This window comes from Legionella bozemanae, assembly GCF_900450575.1.
Taxonomy (GTDB): domain Bacteria; phylum Pseudomonadota; class Gammaproteobacteria; order Legionellales; family Legionellaceae; genus Legionella; species Legionella bozemanae.
Genome location: NZ_UGGY01000001.1, coordinates 86,253 through 113,158, shown reverse-complemented (window position 1 = coordinate 113,158; position 26,906 = coordinate 86,253). Strand labels below are relative to the sequence as shown.

Genomic DNA, 26,906 nt, shown 5'->3' with positions numbered 1-26,906 from the left:
TAATTCATGTGCTGCTCTCCACAATGATATAACAGCTAACAACCGAGGAGAGCCTAATAATAGTTCTAAATAGTATTTCAACTGAATGTGAGTGATGTATTTGGTGCTAACCTATCAAGTTTTTCTTGCAAAAGACTTAGATTTTTAGGTACAACGATAAATTGGTAGTTATCATTTTGGAAGTTAACAGGAGCGGCGCCTACTTTAAGGTAACGTGCATTATTGCGTTTTTCCACCGTAAATCTATTTTCCGGTCTCTGATCAAAATCAATACAACCAGACTCTTCAAGGAATGATAGCGCCGCAATTGTTTTTGGATCAACCATTGATACAGACCAAAACTTTTGGGTGCGGATATGCGGAAAAGGTCTCGTATAACTTCCTTCCCCACTAACAATGACCAAATCCTGAATGTGTTTATCATTTGGAAAATGCTCTTTAATTAAAGCAAAAGCTCTTTCAAGTTGCTCTCCTTCTAAACGCACTTTTTCTTTATTGGTAAAATACTTCTCTAAATGAGCTTTATTAATTGCTTTTATAATAATCGCTATTTGATTAGAATCTTCAGAGGACTTCACCTCATAAATTAAACTGCCTCCAAATTGGACAAAACCTGAAAGCTTTAATTGAGCATTTTTTCCTTTTACATCCTCTTTATCGAGAATAACTCTAAGATCGATTGGAAATTCTGGACTACTGGATTGAAAATAAAGTGCAAACTCATTAGTCATCGGCAAATCACAAAATTGATTTAGCATACTCTTAATCTCATGAAAATCTTTTTGATCTTGAGATGCAATGAAGTCTATGATAGAAAAATTATCACCAGAATTATTTCTGCTATAGGTGATTACATCTTTATCCTCTTCGGAAGGCGGTTCTTTGAGCATTTGCAAATCCTGAATGGGATGCACTACTTGTTGACCAACAAGGACTTTAATATAGCTACAACGAATATTATGTAATCCTGTTCTGATAATAACAGAATTGACCTCTTGAGAATGCATATCTTCTGTAGGAAGTTGAAAATTAATTTTAGTATTATTAAGAAATTCAGGATAAGCAACATCGGTAATAATGAATGTAGATTGATTGGTCTCGTCATTAATTTTTTCTTCAAATTTAATGAGATTGTAGTTATTTTGTAATAAGGTTAAACGTCTTCTTATTTCTATTGCCTTAGGGTCTGAGGTTGTTAAAGGATGTGCAGTCCTCAAATCAGTTAACGCCCCATCCTCATGGGAACGACTCGTTGATTCGCCTATGTTAAATCCACTTTCAGTTAATCCCATTAATTGATTGATTCTGATTTTAACATCGGTAATCGCCGAAGAACCATCCGCAGTCATCATGGAAATGAGTTCAATAATTGATTTCATAAAATGTTACCCTCGCCTTTGTTTAAAAAATAAAAACCCCAAAACTTGAGCAAATAATATTTAAATTAGATTAAAAAATGAATATCTATTCAAAAAATATTCCATATATTTTTAACTACAGCAATACATACCTAAAACCGATTCTTTTCTATGAAAAGAAATTTCATTACAAAAATCAGCACAAAAATCAAAACCCATTGTGACTTTACCCAATACACTAAGACATAGGGCTGGGTATCTTGACTAAAATCAGTTAACATGGAGCATTAAATAACAAATTCGTGTTTCCTATATGGCTGATCAAGAAAAAGAAACTCATTTTGGTTACTCTACGGTTGCCTGGGATGAGAAAGAAAAGAAAGTAGCAGAAGTTTTTCATTCCGTAGCAAAAAACTATGATGTGATGAATGATTTAATGTCTTTAGGTATCCACCATCTGTGGAAACGCTATACCGTAGAGCGTAGCCAAGTACGCCCTGGACAATTTGTTTTGGATTTAGCAGGAGGCAGTGGGGATCTAACCCGTTTGTTATGCAAAAAAGTCGGCGATTCAGGCCGTGTTGTTCTAGCGGATATTAATTCTGCCATGCTTAATGTAGGACGTAATCGCCTATTGGATGAAGGCTTATATAAAAACATTGATTACGTACAAGGTAACGCACAATGTCTTCCTTTTGCTGATAATAGTTTTCATTGCATTACCATGGGATTTGGCTTAAGAAATGTGACGGATAAGGAAGAAGCGCTTCGTTCGATGTATCGTGTATGCAAGCCCGGTGGAAAATTAATGATTCTTGAATTCTCAACCCCCACATTTCCCGGCTTAAAACCTATTTATGACTGGTATTCGTTTAATATTTTACCTAAAATAGGAGGGTTTATTGCGCAAGACAAAGCCAGTTATCAATACCTTGCTGAATCCATACGCATGCACCCGAATCAAACCAAACTAAAAGAAATGATTGAACATGCGGGATTTGAAGATTGTCATTATGATAATCTAAGCGGCGGCATAGTTGCCTTGCACATTGCCTATAAATATTGAGTGCATTATGTTAAAAAAATATTCTCTAAAGGCGCTTCAAATAGCCATTAACAAAGCCGCAAGACTGGATGAACACATGCCGGCCAAGCTGCAAGCGCTTGATAATAAAACTCTTGAGATGATTATAAGCCCGTTAAATGTCAATTTTTTTATCCTTTTTAAAGACGGGGAAATCATCTTGCTGGATAGCTACGATAGAGGAGCAGACACAATCATTCATAGCAATCCTTTAGGTTTAATCAGGCTAAGTTTATTACCTGCATCTAAGGCACGCTCTTTATTTAATGATAAGATCCGCATGACTGGCGATACCGAATTAGGGCAACACGTAAAAAAACTGTTTGATGAAATGGATATCGATTGGGAAGGGCATCTGGCTCACTTTACCGGTGATGTGGTTGCTCATCAGATTGGTTCTTTTGTCCGTAAAGGAATGGCATTCAAAAAGAGATTGGATGATTCCATGCGTCAAAATATGTCTGAATACTTGCAAGAAGAGTTGCGACTGTTTCCTACAAAATATGAACTGGAAGATTTTTTTGTTGAAGTCGATGAGTTATCCTTAAGTGTCGAGCGCTTGCAGGCTCATATAAATCAACTAATAAGCCGCTATGAAATCCATTAAAAAACTCATTCGTCTTATCCATATCAATTACATCCTGGCCAAAAATGGGCTAGATAATGTAGTAGTGTCGTTAAGATTGTTTGCACCCCTCCGGTTTATTGTATATTTAAATCCCTGGAACTGGTTTCGCAAAGAACAGCTAACACACGGTGAAGCACTTCGTAAGTCATTGGAAGAGCTGGGGCCCATTTTTATCAAATTCGGTCAAGCACTTTCTACACGTCCTGATATTTTACCTCTAGATATAGCAATTGAACTCAGCAAATTACAAGATAAAGTTCCGCCATTCTCCAGCGAAAAAGCAATGGCGATTATTGAAAAGGTCTATGGTTTGTCGCCTTATGAAGTTTTTGCCGAATTTGATTCAATCCCCTTGGCATCGGCCTCTATGGCGCAAGTACATGCGGCAACCTTGAAAACAGGGGAAGAGGTGATTGTCAAAGTGCTTCGACCTAACATGCGACGCATTATTGAGCAAGACTTGAGCATTATGCATACTATTGCAAAATGGGCGGATCGCTATTGGCCTGAGATTAGACGTTTAAAGCCCAAGGAAATTGTAACAGAGTTTGAACACACCTTACTTGATGAGCTCGACTTGTTAAGAGAAGCAGCCAATGCCGCTCAATTAAGGCGTAACTTTGAACATTCCCCCATATTGTATATTCCCGAAGTATATTGGGACTATTCCCATTCCAACGTCATGGTACTCGAACGAATCCATGGCATACCTGTATCCGATATAGCCAGTTTACAGGCTCATGGGGTTGATATCAAAAAACTGGCTGAACGCGGCGTAGAAATTTTCTTTACGCAAGTATTTCGTGATTGTTTTTTTCATGCAGACATGCACCCAGGAAATATTTTTGTTTCTTATAAAAATCCCAAAGAACCGCAATATATCTGCATCGATTTTGGGATCATGGGCACATTAAACGATAATGACAAACGGTATTTAGCTGAAAATCTCTTAGCTTTTTTTAATCGCGATTACCGACGTGTAGCCGAGTTGCATGTTGAGTCCGGTTGGGTTGCCCGTGATACCCGGGTTGATGAATTTGAAAGCAGTATTCGTACCGTATGCGAGCCTATTTTTGAACGACCTTTAAAAGATATTTCATTTGCGCAAGTTGTATTGCGCCTTTTTCAGGTTGCTCGACGCTTTCATATGGAAGTACAACCCCAATTGGTTTTATTGCAAAAAACATTGCTTGCGGTAGAAGGTTTAGGACGTCAACTCTACCCGGATTTGGATTTATGGGCCACTGCCAAACCCTTTCTCGAAAAGTGGGTGAGAGATCAAATCGGCCCCAAAGCATTCTTTACGCAATTAAAAAAGAATCTACCCTTTTTTGCGGAACAATTACCGCATATGCCCAAACTGCTCTTTGATTTTCTAGAGCTTAAAAAAGAAGAATTAATAATAAATAAAGAGCGTGCTAATGCACAGTCAGAAAATGAAAAACCAGCAGTACACTGGAACAGCGTTGCAATTGGTGCAGGACTTTCTTTTCTTTTAGTAAGCCTGCTGGACTATTTGCATTTTATCCACCATAAACAGCTCGCTCCTCTGGCTCTTGCCGGGGCTATTTTAACGGGGCTGTTTGTACTTTTTAACCGTAGTGCGAGGAACTAACATGGGACTAAGCGGCATCAGCCCTCTTTCATTATTATTAATTCTGGTTATTGTTATTGCTCTTTTTGGTACTTCCAAATTAAAAACTATAGGCACAGATCTTGGTGAGGCAATTAGAAATTTCCGCAAGGCCTTGAATGAAGAGCAAACAAATGAACCACCAAAAGAGGATAATAAATCCTTATGAGCGGTGGTGAACTTCTGGTCATTTTTATTGTTGCCCTTATTGTATTTGGGCCTAAGAAACTTCTCATGCTGGCAACACATTTGGGGTTATTAATAAGAAAACTGAACCAGCTCAAAGCCCAGGCCGCTTTGATCTGGCAACAGCAGCTTAATGCTCTGCAGTTGCAAGAAAATCAACGCAAGGCAAAAGAAGCAGATGAGCAATATAAAAAAGAAGAACAAGCACCTTAAATTTATTCTTACTGAGGCTTCGCACTGAGGGTATCGTCAGTTTATCTTCCTACGTCCCGCGGCTTGTCCGCGGGATCTAGAAAGTTTGCAATAAAACTGGATCCCTCAGAGTTTGGCCTCTGCTTCCCGTTGGGGGCTCATCGATTGAAGTATTTTAAAATATAGGCAGCATAGTTCACTGTTCAAATTTTACAATATTTTTATTGTTCAAATCCTGCCATAACTTTTCTGCAACCGGACCGCGGGCTGGTTTTTGCAATCGTATTGCACCCATGGTAATTAATCGTCTATCAAAATGATTTCCTTGCAAGCACTGCAGTCGACCATCTGCTAATTCTTGGGTAATCATATGTAATGGCAACCGCCCCCAACCAAGGCCTGCCACGATAATATCTTTTTTGGCCATAACATCGCTTACTGTCCAGCGGCGCGCATGCTCAACAACCCCAAATGAAAAATCAGACTGTGATGAATCGCGCAGAATAACTTGCATGCATTCAGAAAGAGTATCCAGATCGTCTAATTGTTTGCCGTAATAATGGATAAATTCAGGAGATGCTACTGCGATTAGGAACTCAGAACGCAGCGGTATCACTTCGACGGCCTTCTTGGTGATCAAATTTTCGCTAATAATTAAGTCTGCTTGATTTCTTAATAAGCGCTCACAAGCACCGCCAAGTGATTCTGTTAGAAAATGAAATTGTGTATTAGGAAAACTGTAAATCCAATGCCGTAATAGATTTTTCAAGCTTGCTAAAGGGAAAAAAATATCGATAGCAATCGTAATATCGCTTTCCGCCTCGGACTGGAGCTGTTCTGCAAATTGGCTAATGTTCTTCCAATGGCCAATTAAAGACTGAGCGCGACAAAACAGTTTTTCTCCTTCTGCCGTTAATACAGGTCGATAGTGGCTGCGATCAAACAATACCAAATTGAGTTGTTCCTCCAGCTTTTTTATCGACGAAGTGATTGCCGGTTGGGTTTTAAATAAAGCGCGCGTTGCCGCGTTAAACCCACCGTATTCAACGACAACAACAAAAACGCGCAGGGCATCAAAATCAATATCCATAAATTTATATTATAGAGTTTATTAAAACTTAATATTATCAATTTATAAAGATTTTGCCTAATCTGTTTACTCCAATGGAAAACGTAGCCTGGGTGGCAGTGAAGCGGAACCCGGGTTGCGACTCTAACTCCCACGCCCTGGGTTTCGCTTCGCTGCACCCAGGCTACAAGGAAAGCAATTGGAGGCAAAATATGTCAATGAGGTCCGTTCAAAAGACAACAACTGCATTATTAAACTTATTATTCAATCAAAGACGAGTTAGTGAATTAACCGAAAAACAGTGCTCTGGAATTTTATGTCCTGAATGCACGCGCCATCCACAGCAAAAAATTCAACAAGCAGTCACTGAGCAAAGAATACTTACTTTAATTCTTCCTGCCTTCCCCGCAAAATCAGCCAACAGGCAGAAAACTCTGTCAGAGAAACCCGATCGAGGTGAAATTATTGGCTTAAGCAATCTGAACCAACTCTGTCAAAGCATGCAGGAAGTTTATCCAGTAGGGGTAAAGTTAATTATTTGTTCTGATGGTCGTGTATTTAATGATTTGGTTTTAGTGAATGATTTGCATGTGGATGTGTACCAAAAAGGAATTCAACACATCATTGCGGATTATCAACTAAACCATTTAGCAACTTTTTCACTTGATGATGTCTATCCCTATCATAACTATCAAATCATGCGTGAATCATTAATGATCGAGTTTGGACAATCTTTAGGCGAATTAAAAAAACATATAGCAACCGCACAGAGTGCGCGTTATCAATTTAATGGTATTCATCGTTTTATTGTTGAAGATCAACTTGCCTTGAAGCCAGGACAAACGAAAAACAGAATACGTCAGGAAGCCAAACACATTGCTTATGAGGTAATCCGCCGCTCGAATGCATGGTCACAATTGCTCGCCCATTATTTTCCCCAATCCGTACGTTTATCGATTCACCCGCAACCTTGCGGCTCAGAAAAAATGGGAATTCACTTTCTTCCTGTAACAAATCGTTGGAGCACTCCCTGGCATAGTGTTTTACTTAAAAACGCGCAAGGATGGCAATTAGTAAAAAGAGAGGACGCGGAGCGGCTGGGAGCTCGATTAAATGATGATCATTATGTCTTGGAGGCATGCTAATGAATAATGCAAAATTATTTACCCCCTATCTGATCCAAGCAGAAACAAATGCAAATTTGACTGCTCTACCGTTAAAAAAGCTTTTAGATCAGGTAACTCATCATAAAATTGTCCTTTTACGTGGTTTCAAACCTCTTGAGCGCGATGCGTTACTTAATTATTGCCAAAGCCAAGCACAATTACTTTCCTGGGATTTTGGGCCGGTAATGGAAATGAAAGTAGACAAACAGCCCAAAAACTATTTATTTACTGAAGGGGATGTCCCCTTGCACTGGGACGGAGCTTTTCATCAAGAGCCTCGTTTTTTATTCTTTAATTGTCTGCAAGCACCTAAGGTTGGAAACGGTGGCGAAACCGTATTTGTAAACACTGAGACGGTTTGGAAGACCGCAAGCGAATCACAAAAAAATGAATGGCAACACTATTCTCTCTCATTTCATACTGAGAAGTTAGCACATTATGGGGGGGCCATTACGCGTCATTTAATCAATATTCATCCCGATACGAAACAGGTGATTTTACGCTTTGCTGAACCTGTAGGGGAAGATTATTTAAATCCTGTACACGTCAAAATAATTGGTAAAAGCGAGGACGAATCACATGCTATTTTATCCTCTTTAAGCCAGAGCATGCGAATCCCTCAACACCTCTACCAGCACGAATGGCAAGAAGGTGATTTTTTACTCGCGGATAATTTCTCGCTTTTACATGGCCGCAATTCATTTCACTACCATAGTCCAAGACATTTAAGAAGGATCCAAATATTATGAAATCCTATACGTTAATGCAGCTCAAGCAAACGACAACTCCAGAGCAATTCAGTCATCACTTACGGGAAATGGGGGAGCTATTCTGGTGGGACCCCGGGAAATTTTTTGTTATCACCTCTTATCAACTAGCCAAACAAGTGCTCACAAGCGAAGATTTCAGTTGTGACCGCTCGCCTTTTTTTATCTCCCGTATGCCCGAAATGAATTTGTCATTAATCACTGATTTTTTCAAAGTGGTTAGTCAAATGATGGTGATGAGTGATGCGCCAGAGCATACGGACCGCAGACGAATTTGTTATCATGGACTGAGTACCCATTGCCTCGAACAGTTAAAGCCATTGATTCAGCGCACCATAGCAAATTGTCTGGCTGAATTTACTGAAAATCAACCTTTTGATTTTGTAAGCCAACTTGCCCAAAACATTCCCTCAGTAACACTTGCAGAATTGTTTGCAATTCCGGACAGTGAACGTAATGATTTTTATCATTGGTCTAATAATATGACCCAGTTTTTTGGCGGCTCAACCAGTTATAAAGATGAAGATGGCATCAAGGTAAATCATAGCGCCCAACAATTATATAATTACTTTTCTGATCTCATGACGCACCGCCGGCTAAAGCCTGGGAAAGATTTTTTAAGTATCTTGTTGGAACATCAAGCTCATTTTGGATTAACTGATGATGAAATCATTTCCCAGGCCATTATGATGCTGGTTGCAGGTCAAGTAACAACGACCGATCAACTGTGTAATAATTTATTTATTTTGCTTAATGAGCCAGGACTCTGGAAGCAGATAAAAAGTAACATCGATGCTCTTGATGTATATATTGAGGAATGCAACCGTCTTGATCCGGCAGTAACTTTTATTTTTCGAGTCACTAAAAATGAAACCATGCTTGGTGATCAGCTGATTGAAAAAGGGAAGGTAATTTTTATATCAACGCATGCAATTAATCGTGACCCGTATTATTTTAATCATCCAGACACGATAACGCTCGAAAAAAAGCAAAAAACGCAGCATTTCAGTTATGGTTATGGAAGTCATTTTTGTCTTGGTGCAAAATTGGCGCGTATTGAAATGCGCTATATTTTTAAAGCCCTGTTGACACAATTCCCTTCTTTATGCCTTGATGCAAGCAAACCTGCCCAAAGAAAGCATCATAGTTTGTCTTTTTCAGGATTTGAACATATGTATTTAAATACCCATTAGGATGTTTATAATAGGCTTATGAATTGTAAAATTGTAGCCTGTTGAAAACATAGCCGCACTTCCAGTAAGTTACCTACGTCCCGCGGCTTGTTCGCGGGACGTAGAGAAAAGTCAAAAATCATTAACTTAATCGTATTCGGCTGCGCCCAGGCTATTTATATTCCTCTAGGGACAAACCTATGCGCCAGCAAAAAAGCCTATCAAAAGATGCTGCACTCAAATTCATCATCCTCATAGGTGTTGTAAGTCTCTTTGCGGATATGACTTATGAAGGGGCACGCAGTATCACCGGACCCTATTTGGCATTATTAGGTGCTAATGCTGCTGTTGTGGGATTTGTGTCCGGTTTTGGCGAACTATTAGGCTATGCACTACGGATGGTTTCCGGTTATCTCGCTGATCGTACCCATAAATATTGGACCATTACTATTTTTGGCTATACCTGTAATTTATTAGCTGTTCCTTTGTTAGCAATAGCAGGGCATTGGTGGGTGGCTGCCGTGCTCATCATCACTGAGCGAGCAGGTAAAGGCATTCGCATGCCTGCGCGCGATGCCATGCTTGCCCATGCAGGACATCAAAAAGGAATGGGTTGGGCTTTTGGCTTACATGAAGCACTAGATCAAACAGGCGCTATGTTAGGCCCTTTAATTCTTGCCCTAGCGCTTTATTTTAAAGTGGAATATCGTTACTGTTTCGCCTTACTGTTAATACCCGCGTTGTTTGCCTTAAGCACTTTATTGCTATCACGATGGCTCTATCCACGCCCGCAAGATTTGGAAGTACATCACGATACCTTGGAAGTCACTGGGATGAGCATGAATATAGCTTTTTGGATATACTTATCAGGAGCAGCACTTATTGCTGCAGGCTATGCTGATTTTCCATTAATCGCTTACCACTTTCAAAAGAAAGATCTTTTATCTCCGCTTTGGATTCCAATTTCTTATGCCATAGCAAAAGGATTTAATATAGTAAGCGCCCCGCTCCTTGGACATCTTTATGATCGTTATGGCTTTATTATTTTAGTCATCGTTTCTTTGTTAACCTGTTTCTTTGCTCCCTTAGTCTTTTTTGGTAATTCCAGTCTGGCTTTATTCGGTGTTATTTTATGGAGTATTGGCGTATGCGCACATGAATCGCTAATGCGTGCAATCGTTGCCGGTATGATCCCCAAAGAAAAACGTGGTTCGGCCTATGGAATTTTCAATACCGGGTTTGGTATTTTCTGGTTTTTAGGTAGTGTTGTAATGGGAGTGCTCTACGATATTTCTATTACTGCCCTAGTGATTTTTTCGATTGGAATCCAATTGCTGGCGATTCCTCTCTTGGGTATTGTCATGAAAAAATTGAAATAACCAGAGAGAAGTCCTGAGAAATTCTCCGCCGGAAAATGAGGTATCAATTTTTATTTTTGTTCCGCCAAACTCCTTAAATGCTCATCTGATAAACGAAATTGCAACAAATCCGTACGTGGATGAGCGCCTATAAATTCATAGAATTCAATGGCTTTTTTATTCCAAGTAAAGGCATGCCCTTCCATACGACAACATTCCTTCTCAATTGCCAACTGCGCAAGATTAGATAACAATGCCGTACCCAGGCCATAATTTCGATAAGGTTCATCTACAAATAGCTCTTCAACATAAAGAACAGGTGCTCCAGATGGAGCGGAATAAGAGAAAAAATATAAAGCATAACCCGCGGGATTTTTCTTATGTTCAGCTAATAAAATATAAAAATATTTATTTCGACCAAAACCATGAGATTCAATTTTGTCCAGGGTCAAATTAATCTCTTCAGGTTTCTTTCTTTCATATTGGGCAAGCTTCTTGATTAAACCAAAAATTTCTTCTTTATCTTTTTTCTTAGCAATTCGAAAAGTAAATTCCATATTATCCCCTTCACAACCTAAAACCTTAATCAAAGCGATTTACGGGTTGATGACAATAAGGTGCTTTATGATGTTTGGCATAATAATCCTGATGGTATTCTTCTGCTGGCCAAAATGATTGTACTGGCAAAAGGCGAGTCGCAACTTGATAGCCTCTTTTTTGCAGCATTTGGATTAAGGTTTCCGCTTCTTCCCATTGTTCCTGATTATAATAAAATACCGCACTCTGGTATTGCTGACCTATATCTGGACCTTGTCCCGATTTTTGTGTGGGATCGTGGATTTCAAAAAAACGTTTTAGCACTTGGTGGTAGTCAGTTTTAGCTTTATCATAAATAACGCGTACTGCTTCATAATGCCCTGTATTGCCCTGACACACTTGGTCATAACTGGGTTCTGAAGTAACACCACCTGTATACCCCACTTCAACACGAAGAACTCCGGGGATTTGCTTTAAAAAGTGATCGACTCCCCAAAAACATCCACCAGCCATTATTGCTTCTTCAGTATCCAACACCTGACTGTCTGCAACAAAATCAATGGAGGCAGAATTGACACAATGACGCAAATTCTTTTGGGTAAAATACTCTCCAGTAAAGACATGACCTAAATGTGCGTCACAGCGCGAACAGAGGATTTCCGTACGTTGGCCATCACGATCTGGGAGCTGTTTCACTGCATGAACGATATTATCATCAAAACTTGGCCAGCCACACCCGGAGCTGAATTGGCTTGACCCACGAAATAAGGCCAAACCACAACGTCTGCATAAATAAGTCCCTTGCGTTATGACAACATTGTATGCCCCAGTATGAGGATACTCTGTGGCTTTATCACAGATTATCCTTTTTGCTAAAGGGGTTAAACTGGCAGTTTTATCAAGATAATCATTCATGATACCTACCTATGTTGTCCTTGGCAGATTTTATCTGCTAAATAACCTATAGCTCCTGCATAATAGATGGAATTATTATAATGTAAAATCATCTTATAGTTCGGGAAGGTCAAGAAAGTTGGTCCGCCTAATGGTTGAACAATACTCGCTTGCAGATTTTGGAAAGGCAATAACTCGCCCTCTTCGGTACGCACACCCATCGCATTCCATTCACTCACAGGTTTTACAATATTTTTTCCTTCCATAGCCATATCAAATTTACGAGGTAATTTGACTTGGATTGCCCAGGGTTCACCTGTTTGCCATCCATTTTGTTTCATATAATTTGCAATTGAAGCAAAGACATCCGGTTTACTTCTCCAAATATCCTTTCGCCCATCACCATCATAATCAACAGCGTATTTCACCCAGCTTGAAGGTAAAAATTGCGGCTGACCTGAGGCGCCGGCCCACTCACCTTTAAAATCAGCGAGACTCACATGTCCCTCACTCAGGATGTGCAAGGCAATAAATAATTCTTTACGGAAAAAATCCTTGCGATTGGAGTCATATGCCAAGGTAGCTAACGCTTTCACTACAGGGAAATTCCCCATATAAGTACCATAACTGGTTTCCATTCCCCAAAATGAAACGATGAAGCAAGGGTTTACTCCGTATTGCTTGGCTACAGCTTCTAATACTGCCTGATTCTTTTTGAATTCCTTGCGTCCTATAGCAATCCTGTAATTATCAACACGTGTGTTGCGGTATTTAATGAACGTGAGACGATGTTCTGGTTGAGAACGTAAAAATCCTTTAATTTGATGACTTGGCTCATGGATTCCTGCAAACGCCTCATCAAAAACTTCTGGTGATATTCCTTGTTGCAAGGCTTCTGCTCTAACTCCAGCGACCCAAGCATTCCAATTCTGTTGTGCGAAGGCAACATGATGTACCAGAACGTATGCGATTATCGCAAGTCCCCATTTTTTCATAGCCTTTCCCCCTGATTTTTTATTACCTTGATTGCCATCTCAATATTTAAAGATAGACCATTTATCATAAAACAAGTAGCCTCGTGGTAGCCTGGGTAGCGCGTAGCGAAACCCAGGAAATTTGTACAACGCAGTTACCCGGGTTTCGCTACGCGCTACCCAGGTTACAGTAAATACAGGCTACTACGAAAGGAGATTATACAGTGAGTATTAAAGCGCTTCCATAAATGCTGTTAAATCTGCCTTTTCTTCTTGAGTTAACTGTAATTGCAATACCAAGTTAAAAAACTCTACAGTATCTGCCAAAGTTAACAAACGGCCATCATGTAAGTAAGGTGGAGAATCTTTAATTCCTCTCAAAGGAAATGTTTTTATAGGCCCATCACCAACCGCTTTCATGCCATTAATCATTTGTGGTTGATAGAATCGTTCGGTTTGTAAATTATGCATGGTGTTGTCAGTATAGTAAGGAGGAGCATGACACGTAGCACATTTTGCCTTACCAAAAAACAACTCCTGCCCACGTAACTCTGCTGGGCTCGCTTTAGCGGGATCCAATTTACCTTCCCAGGTCAATTTAGGTGCGGGAGGAAAATCAAGAATTTCCTGAAACTCAGCCATGAAGTGAACTTGGCTGCCACGCTCCAGAATATTAACGCCTTTTTTAGTCGCAATTACCGGATCTCCATCAAAATAGGCTGCTCTTTGTTCAAACTCAGTGAAGTCTTCTATTGTTTTTAATGCACGCTGAGATCCAAATAACCTTTGGATATTCACGCCACGTAATGTTGGCGTATTGATTCGATGACGAAACTCCTGGGGTCTAATATCACCAACCAAATGGGTTGCTTTATTCGTATGACCATTCGCATGACAATCAAAACAAGCTACTCCACGACTGGGTCTTACAGTACGGCGGTCTTCAGTCTGGTTAAATTGTTGTTGTGGGAATGGAGTAACTAGCAGACGCAAACCTTCCAGTTGTTTGGGATTCAATAGGCCGTTAAACAATTCATAATAATTTTCAATGGTAACCAGTTTACCTTGGGAAACATCGCCAAGATCAGGTCTGGTAGTTAAAAAAATCGGCGCGGGATGAGGTGGTAAAAAATGATCGGGAATATCAAAATCCAAATCAAATCGTGTCAAATCTCTGTCTTCTTGTTTTTTAATTTCATTAATAGAAAATTTGGGAAAGAGCATCCCTCCCTCAGGATGATTAGGATGGGGCAATGGTAAGAAACCCTGAGGGAAAAGGCCTTTGTTTTTAATCTCCTCTGGGCTCATTTTGGCAAGCTGGTCCCATGTTACTCCCTCTGGCAACTTCACTCGAACTCCTTCTTGCACAGGTTTGCCATTAGACATCTTTGCTGTTTGAGAAGGCTTATTACTCAAATCATAACGTTGTTTTAACAGTTCTTGCTGCCGCTCATTAATCGCTTGTTTTTCGCTGCTCATACGCTGCAAAATGCTTGCAAAAGTCTCATGAATCACTACAGGTAAATAACTTGAAGGTACTGATGCACTAGAAGACGACGTATTAGAAGGATTAGTTTGTGGCAGAACTGTGTCAGCAAAAGCAAAAGAACAAATGCCTGATATTAAGACCATCACTCCCAAAGATTTTTTTAACATACGCAAATCCATTTAGATGAAAAGAATTTTTTCATCATAAAATACTTATAAATTCAGTGCAATAGAATCAAAAAATTCAGATCTCTGTAATCTGGAAGCAACACAACAAAACCCCAAATAATAAATTTTTAAGCCTGATTCGTGTTCTGTTGACAATTCGCTAGATTAAGCCAAAATACTGTGTGATTTTAGAATTTAGCTTTAAAACACCATACCTATTTTTTATGAAACCGAATCATCTATTAAAAATTATTCTAGCCAGCGCCTCTCCAAGACGTTTGCACATTTTGCAAGAACACGGTTTGCCTGCTGTGGTTATGCCTGCCAACATTGAAGAAATTCAACAAAAAGACGAGGAAGCTAAAATATATGTCACACGACTTGCTAGAGAAAAAGCACAGACTATTTTGGCACAAGTCGAAACAGGTACCGCAGACATCATTCTAGCAGCAGATACTACAGTAGCCTACCAGGATCAGATTTTAGAAAAACCCCGCGACCATCAAGATGCATATAGAATGTTAAGCATGTTAAGCGGCCATTCTCATGAGGTCTATACAGGCTATGCGCTAATTTTTCTACCAGACCAACAGTGGTGGATTGATTGTGTCACCAGCAACATTACATTTCACACACTTACAGAGCAACAAATACAAAACTATATTGATACAGGAGATCCTTTTGATAAGGCTGGAGGATATGGTATCCAAAATGTATATGATACATTTATAAAAGAAGTAAAAGGCTCCTATTACAATGTGATGGGTTTGCCCATTGAAGACATTATGAAGAAAATTTCTCTTAGATATTCTGAATTATTTTAATTGCTCTTTTCGCTTCATATAATGTTTACAAGGTAATCTCTAATACTTTTTTACTATTAATCCAACGAGAAAAGCATATGATGATCATAGCCAGATACCATACGGCCACAGGCATTATTGATGCATGACGGTACAATAAATATCCCGCTATCACAGTAGAAACTAAAACATTGAAAAAAATTGCTTTAAGAGAGAAAAACTCAATTACTCACTGCGCAAGGAAACTACCGGTTCCAATTTTGCAGCACGTCGTGCAGGATAAAAACCAAAGAAAATCCCAGTAGCTGCCGATACCAAAAATCCTGCTACGGGAGGAAGAAGATAGATTGAAAAATTCCAATCGCTAAAATAGGCCAAAATACGCGTAAAAATTAATCCTAAGATTACTCCAAGTATGCCTCCCAACAAAGAAAGCATTACCGATTCAACTAAAAATAAAGCTTGAATTTCGCTATTTTTAGCGCCTACTGCTTTACGGATGCCAATTTCTTTTTTGCGCTCACTCACAGAAACCAACATGACATTCATTACACCAATTCCACCAACCAAAAGCGAAATACCACCGATCACACCAAGCAATAAGGTAAAAATTTGTCCCTGATTTTCCATGCTCGCAATAATTTGTTTTGCACTACGAGAAAAAACACTCAATTTAGGAGCCATTGAGCCAATAATTTGTTTTATTTCTTCAATCACTTCATCTATGGGGCTATCCGGTTTCAACTCCAAAACCACGTTATTTACCTTGGCATCCTTGCTAATCATACTAATCCCAGCCAAGGGAATAATTGCCGCCTGATTGATGTCTTCATTGAAAAAGCCATTTTCCTTCCAAGGTTCGGCCACTCCAATAATCGTATATAAAGATTGTCCTATACGTAATTGTTTTCCTATGGGATCATCAAAACTTATCTCTTTGATTTGCCGCGCTAAACCTGCGCCAATCACACAATAATGCTCATAAGACTCAACAAAAGAAACAAAATGTCCGGCAGCGAGTTTAATATGAACAATTTTTGGTAAATGCTCGTTGGCTCCTATAACTGCGCCCTGCATTAATTTTCCCTGAAAACTCAAAGGTTGATATGCGGTGCTGTAAGGGGCCATATCGACAATATAAGGTATTCGTTCAGGCAACTGCTCCCATTGATCTGCAGAGATTGATTCCATACTTCCAGAAGATTTATCTGTCGTTTTCGGGTAAACAGAAATTGCCAATAAATCCGTCCCTAAAGCTTTGAATTGAGCTAATGCCTTTTCTGTAGCTAACTGACCACAACTAATTAAGGCAACAACAGCGGCAGTACCTACTAAAATGCCTAGAACGGCTAAAAAGGAACGCAACTTGGCAGCGGTTAAATTAACCAATGCTTGCTGACAATGTCCGACAAGATTCATGCCCCTGTCTCCGTCATGACCGCACCATCCACAAGAGTAATTTTTCGCTGACACAATGCAGCGATCTGCTCATCATGAGTAATCATAATGATACTACGCCCCTGGGCGTGCAAACTTAAAAATAAATTCATTACTTCATTACCGGTACGTGAATCAAGCGCCCCAGTAGGTTCATCTGCCAAAATCACTTGGGGTTCTGTGACCAAAGCACGGGCAATGGCAACCCGTTGTTGCTGTCCGCCGGATAATTGTGTAGGCCGATGGTGTGCATATTGACGCATGCCTACCCACTCAAGAGCAGCAAGCACTCTCTCTTTAGTTTCGGCAGGTCCAACGCCGCGATAGATTAAAGGCAATGCCACATTTTGCATGGCACTAAACCTTGGTAATAAATTGAATTGCTGGAAAACAAAACCGATATTTTGATTCCGCAATTCTGCTGCTTCATCATCGGTCAAAGCAGCAACATTGCGATTCTTCAATAGATAGGTTCCTGCATCTGCTTTATCCAGGAGCCCCATAATGTTCATCAAAGTAGATTTACCTGAGCCAGACGCGCCTACAATAGCAAGCAAATCTCCTTCATATACCGTAAGTGATACTTCTTTTAAGATGGTACTGCTAATTCCTTCGAGATGATACGTTTTTACAATATCCGTCAGCACCATTAATGATTGCTGAGTCTTCTTAACATTGCCCTTATGCCGTGGGTTTATCGCAGGATGCACAATTCGTTCAAGAATACTTGCATCCTCAGACAAAGGATTTGCATTGATTACGAGATCACCCATAAACCACCACATCGCCAGCTTTTAAACCGGTCTCAACGACAACTGAATCTGCTTGCGCCGCACCTGTTGTTATAACTCGCTTTTCAATAGCACCTGAATCGTTTTGCAAATTAACAATACTTTGTCCTTTTTCTCGCTTTATCGCAGCAATAGGTATGATGAGTTGCTTGCCATTATCCACACTTAATTCAATGGATGCACTCATACCTACTTTGATCCATTTTTGCTGCTCCGGGGTTAATTTCTTAACTTCTACTACAGCCGTAAAAAAGGGAAGTCCATTGTTGTTTGATGCTTGGGCATTCACTGCAACCAATTGCCCTTTTAATGGATATTTACCAAAAGCGACTCCACTCACTACAGCATTCATGCCCGCTTGAATTTGGGTTATATCAATTTCCGGGACATCAATTTCGATACTGATCCCAGATAAATCACCAATCAATCCAATGACTTGGCCCGATTTCACTGTAGATCCCACATTGACACGTACACTTTTATCTTCGCCTGCTTTAGGAGGGTATAGTAGCACTCCATCTCTAGGTGACTTTAAATGAATCACATTATGCTTGGATGCCAAAATTTTTTTTATCTTATCAAAATCAGCCAAACTTAATGCCGATAAATTTTTGGGGCTATTTTCATCAAGTTTTTCTAACATTTCTGTCAGTTTACGTGTGGACTGCATTAAAGTTACCCTAGCTGTATCCACATTTGATTTTTCACTCATGTAATTATTTTTGGATAATAAACCAGAGTCCCATAAATCCTGAGTCCCAACAAACTTGGCTTTTGCTATGGTATAGCTGTCTTTGGCTTTTAAGTACTCCGTTAATGTGTCATTAAACTGCCTTTGTAACTCAGTTGAGTTTAGCGTTAAAATCACATCACCTTTTTTGACCATTTGCCCATAATGAAAATTCATTGTTTCAACCACCGCTTCCATTGGACTGGCTATAGTATTTTCATGTAAAGGCTGAACCGTTCCTGTAAAATGCAAGGTTTTATGGATTGTTTGATCCTCGACTTTATATTGGTGTAACGCAACCGTTTTTTTCTTTTCATGACGATCACATGAGGAGAAAAGAAACACGGCTAATAATAAAATGACAACTTTTGATGTGTTTAAATACCTATTCATCCACCATACCTTAATTTAATTTGCCAATGCTCCAGCGTTGTTCCCAGAGTCCTTTGTAAGTTTGATATCTGATTAAGATATGCAATTTTTGCATTAATTAATCCAGACTGCGCCTGTATCAGCTGGTTTTGCGTGTTGTTTACATCCAACGCACTGGATATACCTGCTTGTTGTTTTTTCTTTTCCAAAGCATAAGATTGCTCTGCCAGTTTCACTTGCTTTAAGGCTAATTGGTAACGTTTTGCCAAACTTTTTATATTGTTTATGGTATTGGTTATATTCGTTATTAATGCACGTTTCGTTGCAAGTAAATTTAAACGGTCTTTTTCCAAGCGCACTTTAGCATTAATTAACTGACTGCGGCGACTGATGTCATGCAAAGGAACAGTTAATGTCAAACGGGCTGCCTCGGTGATGTTATTTCCATTGTAAATGCCCCTAACTCCTCCGTTAGCGCCTGTCACATCATTTAAAACACCACTTTGCACATTCCCTGACACATCCAATTGCCATAGCTGTTGATTCTTGGCAACTTTATAAGCGCGCTCATCCGCGCGTAATGTCATTTTTTGTGCCAAATAAACAGTGTTATGATTCAAAGCCTGCTCAATAGACTGCTGCAAATCGGGAACTGCAAGTTTGTCTAAAACAACATCGCTAGGAACTGATATATGCATTTCTGGATCGAGGCCAATAGTCTGCAAAAGATCTTGTGATGCGGTTTGAAATTCATTCTCCGCCTGTTCCACCATTAAACTTAAAGATTCAATTTGATAGGATTGCTGGATGTTGCCTGTTGGTTCTAATTGACCTGCTTTTATCTTTTTTTCATTAATTTCATATGATTTTTTTGCTTCTTTTAACTGCAAGCGCTGATTCTGTAAATTATTTCCGCTTAAAATAAGCATTCGATAGGCCATAATAACTTGGGTAACCTGATCTGCGACCGATTGCTGCAAGTTTAATTTGTTTAACCATTCATTATCCTGGGCATCTAAAAGCGCTGCTTCGTTTACTGCTTTGCCAAAGCCGCGTAATAAAGGCTGGGTTAAGGAAAAATTCAATACTGGATTGTAATTGTTATTGTCATTGACGTTATTGTTTATCGATAAATTAGCTTCTGTTCCTAGCTTTGTTTTCAAATTAAACTCGGGACTGGCTAAGAATGTACGTGTTGTATCGGTACCAACCCCATTAAACTTACTTTTCTGGATTACCCCAGAAGCTCCCAAAGCATATTGCAGTTCAAACTGATTGTGCGCTAAACGCAATTGATAACGTTGTACAATTCGATCCAGTTCGGCATTTTGAATATTAGGGTTATAGCGTAAAGCCAATAAAATCGCTTCTCTTAAACTTAAATGATGTACGGTTTTATTGCGGGCTGCAGGAGAAGTCGGCAATTCTATCCAGTTATGCAGCATAAACTCAGGATTCTCTATCGCTTTTTGCAAGCGCTCTTCTGCTTGTTTGACCTGTAAATCTTCAGTAGTAGGGAGTGACCACGCATTAAAGCCAAATAGGTAATAGACTAGGAAAAACGCAACTGCTCTCCCTCGCCTACGTCCCGCGGCTTGTCCGCGGGATCCAATGATGTTGTGAGATTCCTGGATCCCGCGGACAAGCCGCGGGACGTAGCTTAGAGATAAATAATTACAAAAAAACAAAGTTTTTATACCTTTCCGGCTCCTAAAAAGCATACAGGATGAACGTATGGAATTAAAGTTTTTTACTAACATCATTATTTTTTGTTCCAGACTGCAAATCGTTGCATATCCTGCAAGCGTAATGCAGTAAGTTGGCCACCCCAAAGACATCCGGTATCTATTGCATGAATTTTAGGATTGGGACATTTCCCCATTAAAGCGGCCCAATGCCCAAAAACAATATCCACATCAATTTCTTTACGATGCGGTACTTCATACCAAGGATAAAGATTTGCTGGCGCTTGAGCAATAGTTTCTTTATAACCCAACTCCAACCGTCCTTGCGCATCACAAAAACGCATGCGTGTATAATAGTTGGTAATTACCCGCAGTCGGTCCATCCCTCTTAAATCATCAGACCATATATCGGGTTGATTACCGTATAAATGCGATAAAAAATCACGATAATTGTCCCCTGAAAGTACCTCTTCAAGTTCTTTAGCGTGTTCCATCGCCTGTGACAAGTCCCATAAAGGACAAATTCCAGCATGACACATCACCACATTAAGTTCTGGCGAGTGATACAAAATGGATTGTTTCCTTAACCAATGCCCCAAAACCTCACCATCAACAGCGTCTATTACTTCATGCAGCGTGTCATCATGCCCTTTCCACGGTCTGTCACCAAATAATAAGCCTAATAGATGTAAATCATGATTGCCTAAAGTCACCCTGGGCGTAATGGGTAAGGCGCTGACAAAACGTAAGACAGCTAAAGATGCAGGGCCTCGATTCACCAAATCGCCAACAAACCACAAACGATCTCTTTTGTCATCAAAATCGATTAAATCCAACAGCCGTTGCAAAGGCTCATAACACCCTTGCACATCACCAATTGCATAATCAGGCACCGTTTTTTGCTCCTGGCCTTAGCGCACTCCCTTCGTTTTCAACCACTTGCCATTTCCCTGCTGCATCCAGTTTTTGCAACGAACTTGCCAAACTCATGTTTTGTTTCTGGATAAACTGGCTGTTAAATTGTGCTTTATGAATCAATTCCGTAGCGGACATCGATTCTACTTTTCCAGTACTTGGGTGCACCACTTTTACTGACTCAGGTAAAGCAAGGGCATACTTGGAAAATACAATTCCAGTCTCCATTTGATTTCTTGTCTCAAATCGACTTAACACACCGCCATCCGCAGCGAGACTATGTAAACCCAAAGATAAAAATCCATTTTGTGCTGCTTGCCAATTTTTATACTCAGGATGTTCACGTACAAATAATTGAAACATTTCAGCACACATCAACATACCCCCAGGAACCATAAATAAGGGGGCTTTATTAATCATAATCTTGCCGCCATCTAATGCTTTAATCATCCATTGGATAAACTCCATGCCAACAGCCTGCTCTTTCTCTAATAAGGTCTCTGGCTGGCCACCAGAAAAAGTCCCTGCACGATAACGCCCCCCACTATGAGCTGGAGTGCCTTTCACCATAAACTCAAGTAAATAACGTTGAATTGCAACGGCTTCAGCACGAATTAATATAGCTCCCAAAGTCCCCGCAGAGCGCTCATCTTCATTCAATAACGCAAGCCATATTGAAAGAACTTCTGGATTAGAGGCTATCCAAGCAAATCCACTTGTGGGCATTAATGTTTTTGCCATCAATAAATTAAGACGACGTCGAAATTCAATTTCAGCTTCTTTTTCAAACTCGTAAAAGTAATAAATTCCGGTGCTCGTCATATTTTCAAGTAAAGGATTCCATTCTTTTAAAAATTGACCGTTTGTATCATAAAAACTAACACGGTAATCAACAAACAATTTACCTATTCCTTGTAGAACTGCTGCTGAGAAAAGTGCATATTGCCAAAGCTTTTGTTCTTCAGATAATAAATCAGGCTGATCCTGCACCATAAATTCCTGAAAAAGGCTCAGCGCGGCTTCTGTACGGTTTAATGCATGATCCACCAAGCCACCTTGCTGGGAATAATAACTGTTTGCTGTCTCAGGTAAATTTTGGCAATAGTGAACTAGATTATTGATAAGAGTGCTGCATAAGCTATCATACCGCGCAGTTTCCAAGCCAGATAACATTCTCATCTTTTTTAGTAATATTTGTCTCTTGTCCTCCGACAAAAAAAGATTCGCATTAACAATGCGTGTTAAATCTTTTAAAGATTTACCGTGTGTAGACAAGGAACCTTTACGCTGACGTTGACGATGAAACAAGGCCATCTCCATAATAATTAATAACTCCAAATTGATAAATTATGTCCATGATGATTAATTTTACACTAATTGGAAATAAATTTCGCTAGTTGAACATATTCCGCAATAGAAATTTGTTCTGGCCTTTTACTTCCATCAATACCAACAGTGCTCAATTGCTCAATCGTTACTATTCCCTTTAAATTGTTATTAAGTGTTTTACGGCGCATGGCAAATGCACTCGCTAGCAGACGCTCCAACTGCGCTACAGAAACTTTTTCAAAGGGAGAAACGCGATGGGGAGTAAGGCGAACCACCGCTGAATCTACTTTAGGCTGTGGCTCAAAAGCTTCTGGAGGAACATGAAACAAATGCTCCACAGCACAATGGTATTGCAGCATTACCGTTAACCGACCATAGGCTTTACAGCCTGGTTGTGCTGCCATACGTTCTACTACTTCCTTTTGCAACATAAAATGCATGTCTTCTATATATGGCGCAAAGCGTAATAAATGAATGAGTAACGGTGTGGAAATATTATAAGGTAAATTCCCTACCACACGTAAATGGGGACCAAATTGACTGTAATCAAGAGTTAATGCATCGGCAGCAATTAAATGCAACTTATTCTGCGCCATAGGCCGCCCTGACAGGTATTGCTGCAAATCGGTGTCGATTTCAACTGCTGATAGATGATTTAAGCGATGCAACAATGGCTCAGTTAGCGCCCCCAAACCCGGACCAATTTCCAGCATATTATCTTCTGCTTGCGGATTAATTGCTCGGATAATGTCATCAATAATATGGCGGTTTTGTAGAAAATTCTGGCCAAACCGCTTGCGTGGGCTATGCCTCACCTTTGTCCATCCCATAAAATAAAAGCCAATTATAACGCGCATCCTCAATAAAAAGTAGCCCAGGTGAAGCGAGGGAGGATTCTGGTTTTCCTTTACTGGTTGCGTTATATGCCTGCAACTCAAGTGACAAATTTATATAGCATAAGCTTCTCAATTTGGTGTAAAATTCGGCCACTATGAACAAGGCTGAGATCGTTATGGCTTATAGAAAAATGTTAAAATCCAAAATTCATCGTGCATGTGTCACTGAAGCCGATTTGGATTATGAAGGAAGTATTACTATTTCTCCGGAACTGCTAAAGGCAGCAAACATATTACCTTATGAGGCAGTCAATGTCTGGAATGTCACTGGAGGCACTCGATTTGAGACTTATGCCATCACGGGTAGGCCAGGTTCTACTGAAATTTGCGTGAATGGAGCAGCAGCGCATTTGGTAACGCCAGGAGATTTAATCATTATCGCTTCCTTTACCCAAGTCTTGGAAGAAGAATGTGCCAATATAGTTCCTACTGTAGTGTTTGTTGATCAGTTCAACCGCTTAAGAGAAATTCGACCCGAAAAAGTTGGCATTAAAACCAAAGAAATTAAGGAACTTGCTGAAGTTTAAAAAATCCCTCTACGTACTGTGCTTTATGCACGGTACGTAGGAGGAAGGTCAAGAATCATTACAAATTTTGAGAGATTAAAATAAAAGTTTCACCATTTTCAAAGAAGCCATGTTAAATCACCTTTTAGAGTTACGCCGCCGTGGATTGCAAACCTTAATATGGTTTGGCAGCTTATTTCTTGTTTTCTTTTTTCTGGCTAACGATTTATATCAAGCTTTGGTTAGTCCACTGCTGCATACACTTTCAGCTCAAGAAGGTCTAATTGCTACTCAAGTAACTTCTCCAGTATTTACTCCCCTAAAACTTGCCGCTGATGCAGCCATATTACTAAGCACTCCTTTCGCTTTATTTCAATTTTGGCGTTTTATCAGCCCTGGCCTTTACCAAAGAGAACAAACTACACTACGTATTGCTCTAATTTTCAGCCTTGTACTTTTTCTCGTTGGAGTTTTATTTTGCTTTTATTTGGTTTTACCGTTCATGTTCCACTTTTTTGCACACGCCTTACCTAAAGGAGTGCGCTATATGCCTGATATGGCTTATGCTTTGGACTTCATCACCAGAATGCTTATGATTTTTGGTTTCTGCTTTCAGGTACCTTTAATTTGCTTTGTACTGGTGCGTTTAAAAATCATTGAAGTGATAACGCTAAAAAAAATCAGGCCCTATGTCATTGTTGGGGCTTTTATTATAGGGATGTTACTTACTCCTCCGGATGTTTTCTCACAAATCATGCTCGCCCTGCCGCTTTGTTTTCTTTATGAAATAGGGATTATTTTGGCACTTTATTTTATTTAACTTTTTGATTTTTAATTGAAAAAATTGATTATTTAATAATCAGACAATGTGTTTTATGATGCTCATGCTTTAACCATTTAGATGTGAGATGTAAAAATGATAAGTAAAGAAGAGTTAAGCCGCCAATATCTGGAAAAACAGCAACAAATCACGGCACAAAAAGAGCAGCTGTTGCAATTGCAGCAACAAAAAAGCGAAAAAGAAAAGACCATAGAAGTACTTAATCAAAAAAATAAAGCCATCATCGAAAACGAAGTACCAGCAGCTTTAAAGCTAGCGCAAATAAATGCCAGTACCTCAGTAAGTTTAAATAAAGAAGATAAACAAGCGGTTTTGCTCTACGTCCAAGACCAAGAGATTGCTTTGCGTAACGCAGAAGAAAATAATAAAAAACTTTTTGAGAAAACAAACAAATTAAATTTATTACTGCAAAATGTTGAACAGCACCTAACTGTCGGTTATGACAGAAGTATACTTGCAGAATTTGCTAATCAATCAGGTATTACGAGTACTAAGAGTCCTAAAAATATAGGATTTGATTTATTACTGGAGATCCTTGAGGAAGAGAAAAGCAAATATACTTGGACCTTAGACTCAACCGATAGACGTAACTTATCAAACGCTGTCTCTCGCAAAGCGAAAAGCATTCAATTTACACTTGGGGTAGATGAGCTGACACTAAGGGAAATTTCATCTGCTTTAGAAGCATTAGAAGAACTCAAATTAAAACTATCTAATAACTATGATGAAAGAAACAGCCTCGCTGAAACAGTTGTTTTACTTACTCAACAGATAACCCAAAAAGAAACAGTTACCATTAAAGAACTTACAGACCAGGCAGCAGAACTGGATCGACAAATTAAAATTCTAGAAAAACAAGAAGAAGAAAGGGAGCGAAGGGAAAAAGCGGAAGAGCACAATCGAAAAATATCTTTAGAAAGACAACAACAAGAAAAAGAAAGGATAGAACAACGTGAAGTCCTTGCTGAAGAGATTAGAAGAATGCTTGAGGCGTACATCAATGAGCGTAACAAGCATTATTATGCTAAGGATTTATTTATTTCTGATGATAGAGATATTCGTGATCAATTCATTAAAAAAATTAGTAATGCGAAAAATGGCCTATTAAAAGCATATGTGGAATCCGGAAACAGCGAGGCGGTGCTTAAGAACATTACTGCAGAAGTGGATAAATTTCCAGGCGTCAAAATGCAAGCCACTCTGAGTAAAATCGTAGTTAAGTTAATGGAAGCAGATGCAAAACCTGAGGCGGTAGAAGATCTGCCTGGAAAAGTGGAGCAAGTACTTTTAACGTTTGAAAGCAAAGAAAGCCGATATAAAGAATATGCCCTGAAAATGCGGGGTTTATATGACAAAATTGTCGGCATAAAAACTTATGCAGAAACCTTATCTGAACATGAACAAGAAATCATAAATCAGCTTGCTGATGATCTTAAAAAAGATGTAGATCAATTCGTCTATCAAAATCGGGATGAGATTCCAGGTAAAGAGGCATATCAAAAATTTAAAATGAAAGTTAAAGCACGATTGCACAGTCAAGATGATGTGATGAGCGAATATACGTCTTGGCCAACAGTTGTAGCCAATATCTTGTTGAGTCTCGTGACAATAGGTAAATTGATTTATACGAAAGCGACAACAGGAAGAGCATCTTTCTTCTTTGATAAAACCGAAGATCAAAAAGAAATCGAAGCTCCTGTTGATGAAGTACTGGAAGATATAGGTAATTTTTTAAGTCTTAATACAATCTAAATAAATGCATAGTCTGGATAAAGCGGCATACCTGCCAAGCGGAGCAACAAATGTTGTTGTTCCTGCACAGGCAGGGATCCATTTATAATGGAACACATTGCCACTATAAAAATGGATCCCCGCTTACGGGCTGAATCTTCTACATATCGCTGAAAAACTAGTCCGGCCTTATTCC

The 26,906-nt window shown here is 39.4% G+C and carries 26 protein-coding genes; 13 read left to right on the top strand and 13 right to left on the bottom strand.

The window, feature by feature from the left end; all coding sequences use genetic code 11:
* Positions 1-77: 77 nt before the first annotated feature.
* A complete protein-coding gene (locus DY223_RS00550) occupies positions 78-1,379 on the bottom strand; it encodes a hypothetical protein (protein WP_058458501.1) in 1,302 nt (433 codons plus the stop codon).
* Between the two features lie 292 nt (positions 1,380-1,671).
* On the opposite strand from DY223_RS00550, the gene ubiE reads away from it, so the two are divergent.
* Genes ubiE through DY223_RS00525 form a run of 5 tightly spaced genes read left to right on the top strand, consistent with a single transcriptional unit; the run spans position 1,672 to position 5,102 of the window.
* Complete coding sequence (ubiE, locus tag DY223_RS00545) at positions 1,672-2,424, top strand: bifunctional demethylmenaquinone methyltransferase/2-methoxy-6-polyprenyl-1,4-benzoquinol methylase UbiE (protein ID WP_058458502.1); 753 nt, start codon at positions 1,672-1,674, stop codon at positions 2,422-2,424.
* Between the two features lie 7 nt (positions 2,425-2,431).
* On the top strand, positions 2,432-3,049 hold the full coding sequence (locus tag DY223_RS00540) for a ubiquinone biosynthesis accessory factor UbiJ (protein WP_058458503.1): 618 nt from the start codon (positions 2,432-2,434) through the stop codon (positions 3,047-3,049).
* Positions 3,036-4,685 (top strand): ubiquinone biosynthesis regulatory protein kinase UbiB, encoded by a 1,650-nt coding sequence (ubiB, locus tag DY223_RS00535; RefSeq protein WP_058458504.1) that lies wholly within the window; start codon positions 3,036-3,038, stop codon positions 4,683-4,685. Before DY223_RS00540 ends, ubiB begins: the two co-directional genes overlap by 14 nt.
* Before the next feature lies 1 nt (position 4,686).
* Positions 4,687-4,872 (top strand): twin-arginine translocase TatA/TatE family subunit, encoded by a 186-nt coding sequence (gene tatA / locus DY223_RS00530; RefSeq protein ID WP_058458505.1) that lies wholly within the window; start codon positions 4,687-4,689, stop codon positions 4,870-4,872.
* Positions 4,869-5,102 (top strand): Sec-independent protein translocase subunit TatA/TatB, encoded by a 234-nt coding sequence (locus DY223_RS00525; RefSeq protein ID WP_058458506.1) that lies wholly within the window; start codon positions 4,869-4,871, stop codon positions 5,100-5,102. The genes tatA and DY223_RS00525 overlap by 4 nt, the downstream gene beginning before the upstream one ends.
* A 175-nt stretch (positions 5,103-5,277) precedes the next feature.
* On the opposite strand, the gene DY223_RS00515 is transcribed toward DY223_RS00525, so the two are convergent.
* Complete coding sequence (locus DY223_RS00515) at positions 5,278-6,171, bottom strand: LysR family transcriptional regulator (protein ID WP_058458507.1); 894 nt, start codon at positions 6,169-6,171, stop codon at positions 5,278-5,280.
* A gap of 191 nt (positions 6,172-6,362) precedes the next feature.
* Between DY223_RS00515 and DY223_RS00510 the strand changes: the two genes are divergently transcribed.
* The 4 genes from DY223_RS00510 to DY223_RS00495 all read left to right on the top strand — a co-directional run bounded on the left by DY223_RS00510 (position 6,363) and on the right by DY223_RS00495 (position 10,634).
* Positions 6,363-7,295 carry an isocyanide synthase family protein gene (locus DY223_RS00510; RefSeq protein WP_082642405.1) on the top strand — a complete coding sequence of 311 codons (933 nt, stop codon included), beginning with the start codon at positions 6,363-6,365 and terminating at the stop codon, positions 7,293-7,295.
* Positions 7,295-8,065, top strand: coding sequence for a TauD/TfdA dioxygenase family protein (locus DY223_RS00505; RefSeq protein WP_058458508.1), 771 nt, complete (start codon positions 7,295-7,297; stop codon positions 8,063-8,065). The genes DY223_RS00510 and DY223_RS00505 overlap by 1 nt, the downstream gene beginning before the upstream one ends.
* Positions 8,062-9,276, top strand: coding sequence for a cytochrome P450 (locus DY223_RS00500; RefSeq protein WP_058458509.1), 1,215 nt, complete (start codon positions 8,062-8,064; stop codon positions 9,274-9,276). The genes DY223_RS00505 and DY223_RS00500 overlap by 4 nt, the downstream gene beginning before the upstream one ends.
* A gap of 179 nt (positions 9,277-9,455) precedes the next feature.
* Positions 9,456-10,634, top strand: a complete 1,179-nt coding sequence (locus DY223_RS00495) for an MFS transporter (RefSeq protein ID WP_058458510.1) — start codon at positions 9,456-9,458, stop codon at positions 10,632-10,634.
* Between the two features lie 50 nt (positions 10,635-10,684).
* Here the strand turns inward: DY223_RS00495 and DY223_RS00490 are convergent, their stop codons facing one another.
* From DY223_RS00490 to DY223_RS00475, 4 genes are all read right to left on the bottom strand, one after another.
* Positions 10,685-11,170, bottom strand: coding sequence for a GNAT family N-acetyltransferase (locus DY223_RS00490; RefSeq protein ID WP_058458511.1), 486 nt, complete (start codon positions 11,168-11,170; stop codon positions 10,685-10,687).
* Between the two features lie 25 nt (positions 11,171-11,195).
* Positions 11,196-12,065, bottom strand: a complete 870-nt coding sequence (locus tag DY223_RS00485; RefSeq protein ID WP_058458512.1) for a bifunctional methionine sulfoxide reductase B/A protein — start codon at positions 12,063-12,065, stop codon at positions 11,196-11,198.
* 5 nt (positions 12,066-12,070) lie between these two features.
* Entirely contained in the window at positions 12,071-13,039 is a 969-nt protein-coding gene (locus tag DY223_RS00480; RefSeq protein WP_058458513.1) for a lytic murein transglycosylase, read from the bottom strand.
* Between the two features lie 210 nt (positions 13,040-13,249).
* Complete coding sequence (locus DY223_RS00475; protein WP_058458514.1) at positions 13,250-14,674, bottom strand: hypothetical protein; 1,425 nt, start codon at positions 14,672-14,674, stop codon at positions 13,250-13,252.
* A 224-nt stretch (positions 14,675-14,898) separates the two neighbouring features.
* Here DY223_RS00475 and DY223_RS00470 point away from each other — a divergent pair, with 224 nt between their 5' ends.
* Positions 14,899-15,498, top strand: coding sequence for a Maf family protein (locus DY223_RS00470; RefSeq protein WP_058458515.1), 600 nt, complete (start codon positions 14,899-14,901; stop codon positions 15,496-15,498).
* Between the two features lie 204 nt (positions 15,499-15,702).
* Here the strand turns inward: DY223_RS00470 and DY223_RS00465 are convergent, their stop codons facing one another.
* From DY223_RS00465 to rsmA, 7 genes are all read right to left on the bottom strand, one after another.
* Positions 15,703-16,896 carry an ABC transporter permease gene (locus DY223_RS00465; RefSeq protein WP_058458516.1) on the bottom strand — a complete coding sequence of 398 codons (1,194 nt, stop codon included), beginning with the start codon at positions 16,894-16,896 and terminating at the stop codon, positions 15,703-15,705.
* Positions 16,893-17,564, bottom strand: a complete 672-nt coding sequence (locus DY223_RS00460) for an ABC transporter ATP-binding protein (RefSeq protein ID WP_058458520.1) — start codon at positions 17,562-17,564, stop codon at positions 16,893-16,895. Before DY223_RS00460 ends, DY223_RS00465 begins: the two co-directional genes overlap by 4 nt.
* A 115-nt stretch (positions 17,565-17,679) precedes the next feature.
* Positions 17,680-18,828, bottom strand: coding sequence for an efflux RND transporter periplasmic adaptor subunit (locus DY223_RS00455; RefSeq protein ID WP_058458517.1), 1,149 nt, complete (start codon positions 18,826-18,828; stop codon positions 17,680-17,682).
* Entirely contained in the window at positions 18,825-20,570 is a 1,746-nt protein-coding gene (locus DY223_RS00450) for a TolC family protein (RefSeq protein ID WP_115684250.1), read from the bottom strand. Before DY223_RS00450 ends, DY223_RS00455 begins: the two co-directional genes overlap by 4 nt.
* Positions 20,570-21,385 carry a symmetrical bis(5'-nucleosyl)-tetraphosphatase gene (locus tag DY223_RS00445; RefSeq protein WP_058458997.1) on the bottom strand — a complete coding sequence of 272 codons (816 nt, stop codon included), beginning with the start codon at positions 21,383-21,385 and terminating at the stop codon, positions 20,570-20,572. The genes DY223_RS00450 and DY223_RS00445 overlap by 1 nt, the downstream gene beginning before the upstream one ends.
* Positions 21,378-22,727, bottom strand: a complete 1,350-nt coding sequence (locus tag DY223_RS00440) for a conjugal transfer nickase/helicase domain-containing protein (RefSeq protein WP_058458998.1) — start codon at positions 22,725-22,727, stop codon at positions 21,378-21,380. Before DY223_RS00440 ends, DY223_RS00445 begins: the two co-directional genes overlap by 8 nt.
* A 53-nt stretch (positions 22,728-22,780) precedes the next feature.
* The gene (gene rsmA, locus DY223_RS00435; protein ID WP_058459051.1) at positions 22,781-23,551 is read right to left on the bottom strand and encodes a 16S rRNA (adenine(1518)-N(6)/adenine(1519)-N(6))-dimethyltransferase RsmA; all 771 of its coding nucleotides are present in this window, start codon (positions 23,549-23,551) and stop codon (positions 22,781-22,783) included.
* Between the two features lie 197 nt (positions 23,552-23,748).
* On the opposite strand from rsmA, the gene panD reads away from it, so the two are divergent.
* The 3 genes from panD (at position 23,749) to DY223_RS00420 (ending at position 26,731) form a co-directional block, all read left to right on the top strand.
* The gene (panD, locus tag DY223_RS00430; protein ID WP_058458999.1) at positions 23,749-24,159 is read left to right on the top strand and encodes an aspartate 1-decarboxylase; all 411 of its coding nucleotides are present in this window, start codon (positions 23,749-23,751) and stop codon (positions 24,157-24,159) included.
* Positions 24,160-24,268: 109 nt separating this feature from the next.
* A complete protein-coding gene (tatC, locus tag DY223_RS00425; protein WP_058459000.1) occupies positions 24,269-24,958 on the top strand; it encodes a twin-arginine translocase subunit TatC in 690 nt (229 codons plus the stop codon).
* Between the two features lie 96 nt (positions 24,959-25,054).
* Positions 25,055-26,731, top strand: a complete 1,677-nt coding sequence (locus DY223_RS00420) for a hypothetical protein (protein WP_058459001.1) — start codon at positions 25,055-25,057, stop codon at positions 26,729-26,731.
* Positions 26,732-26,906: the final 175 nt, after the last annotated feature.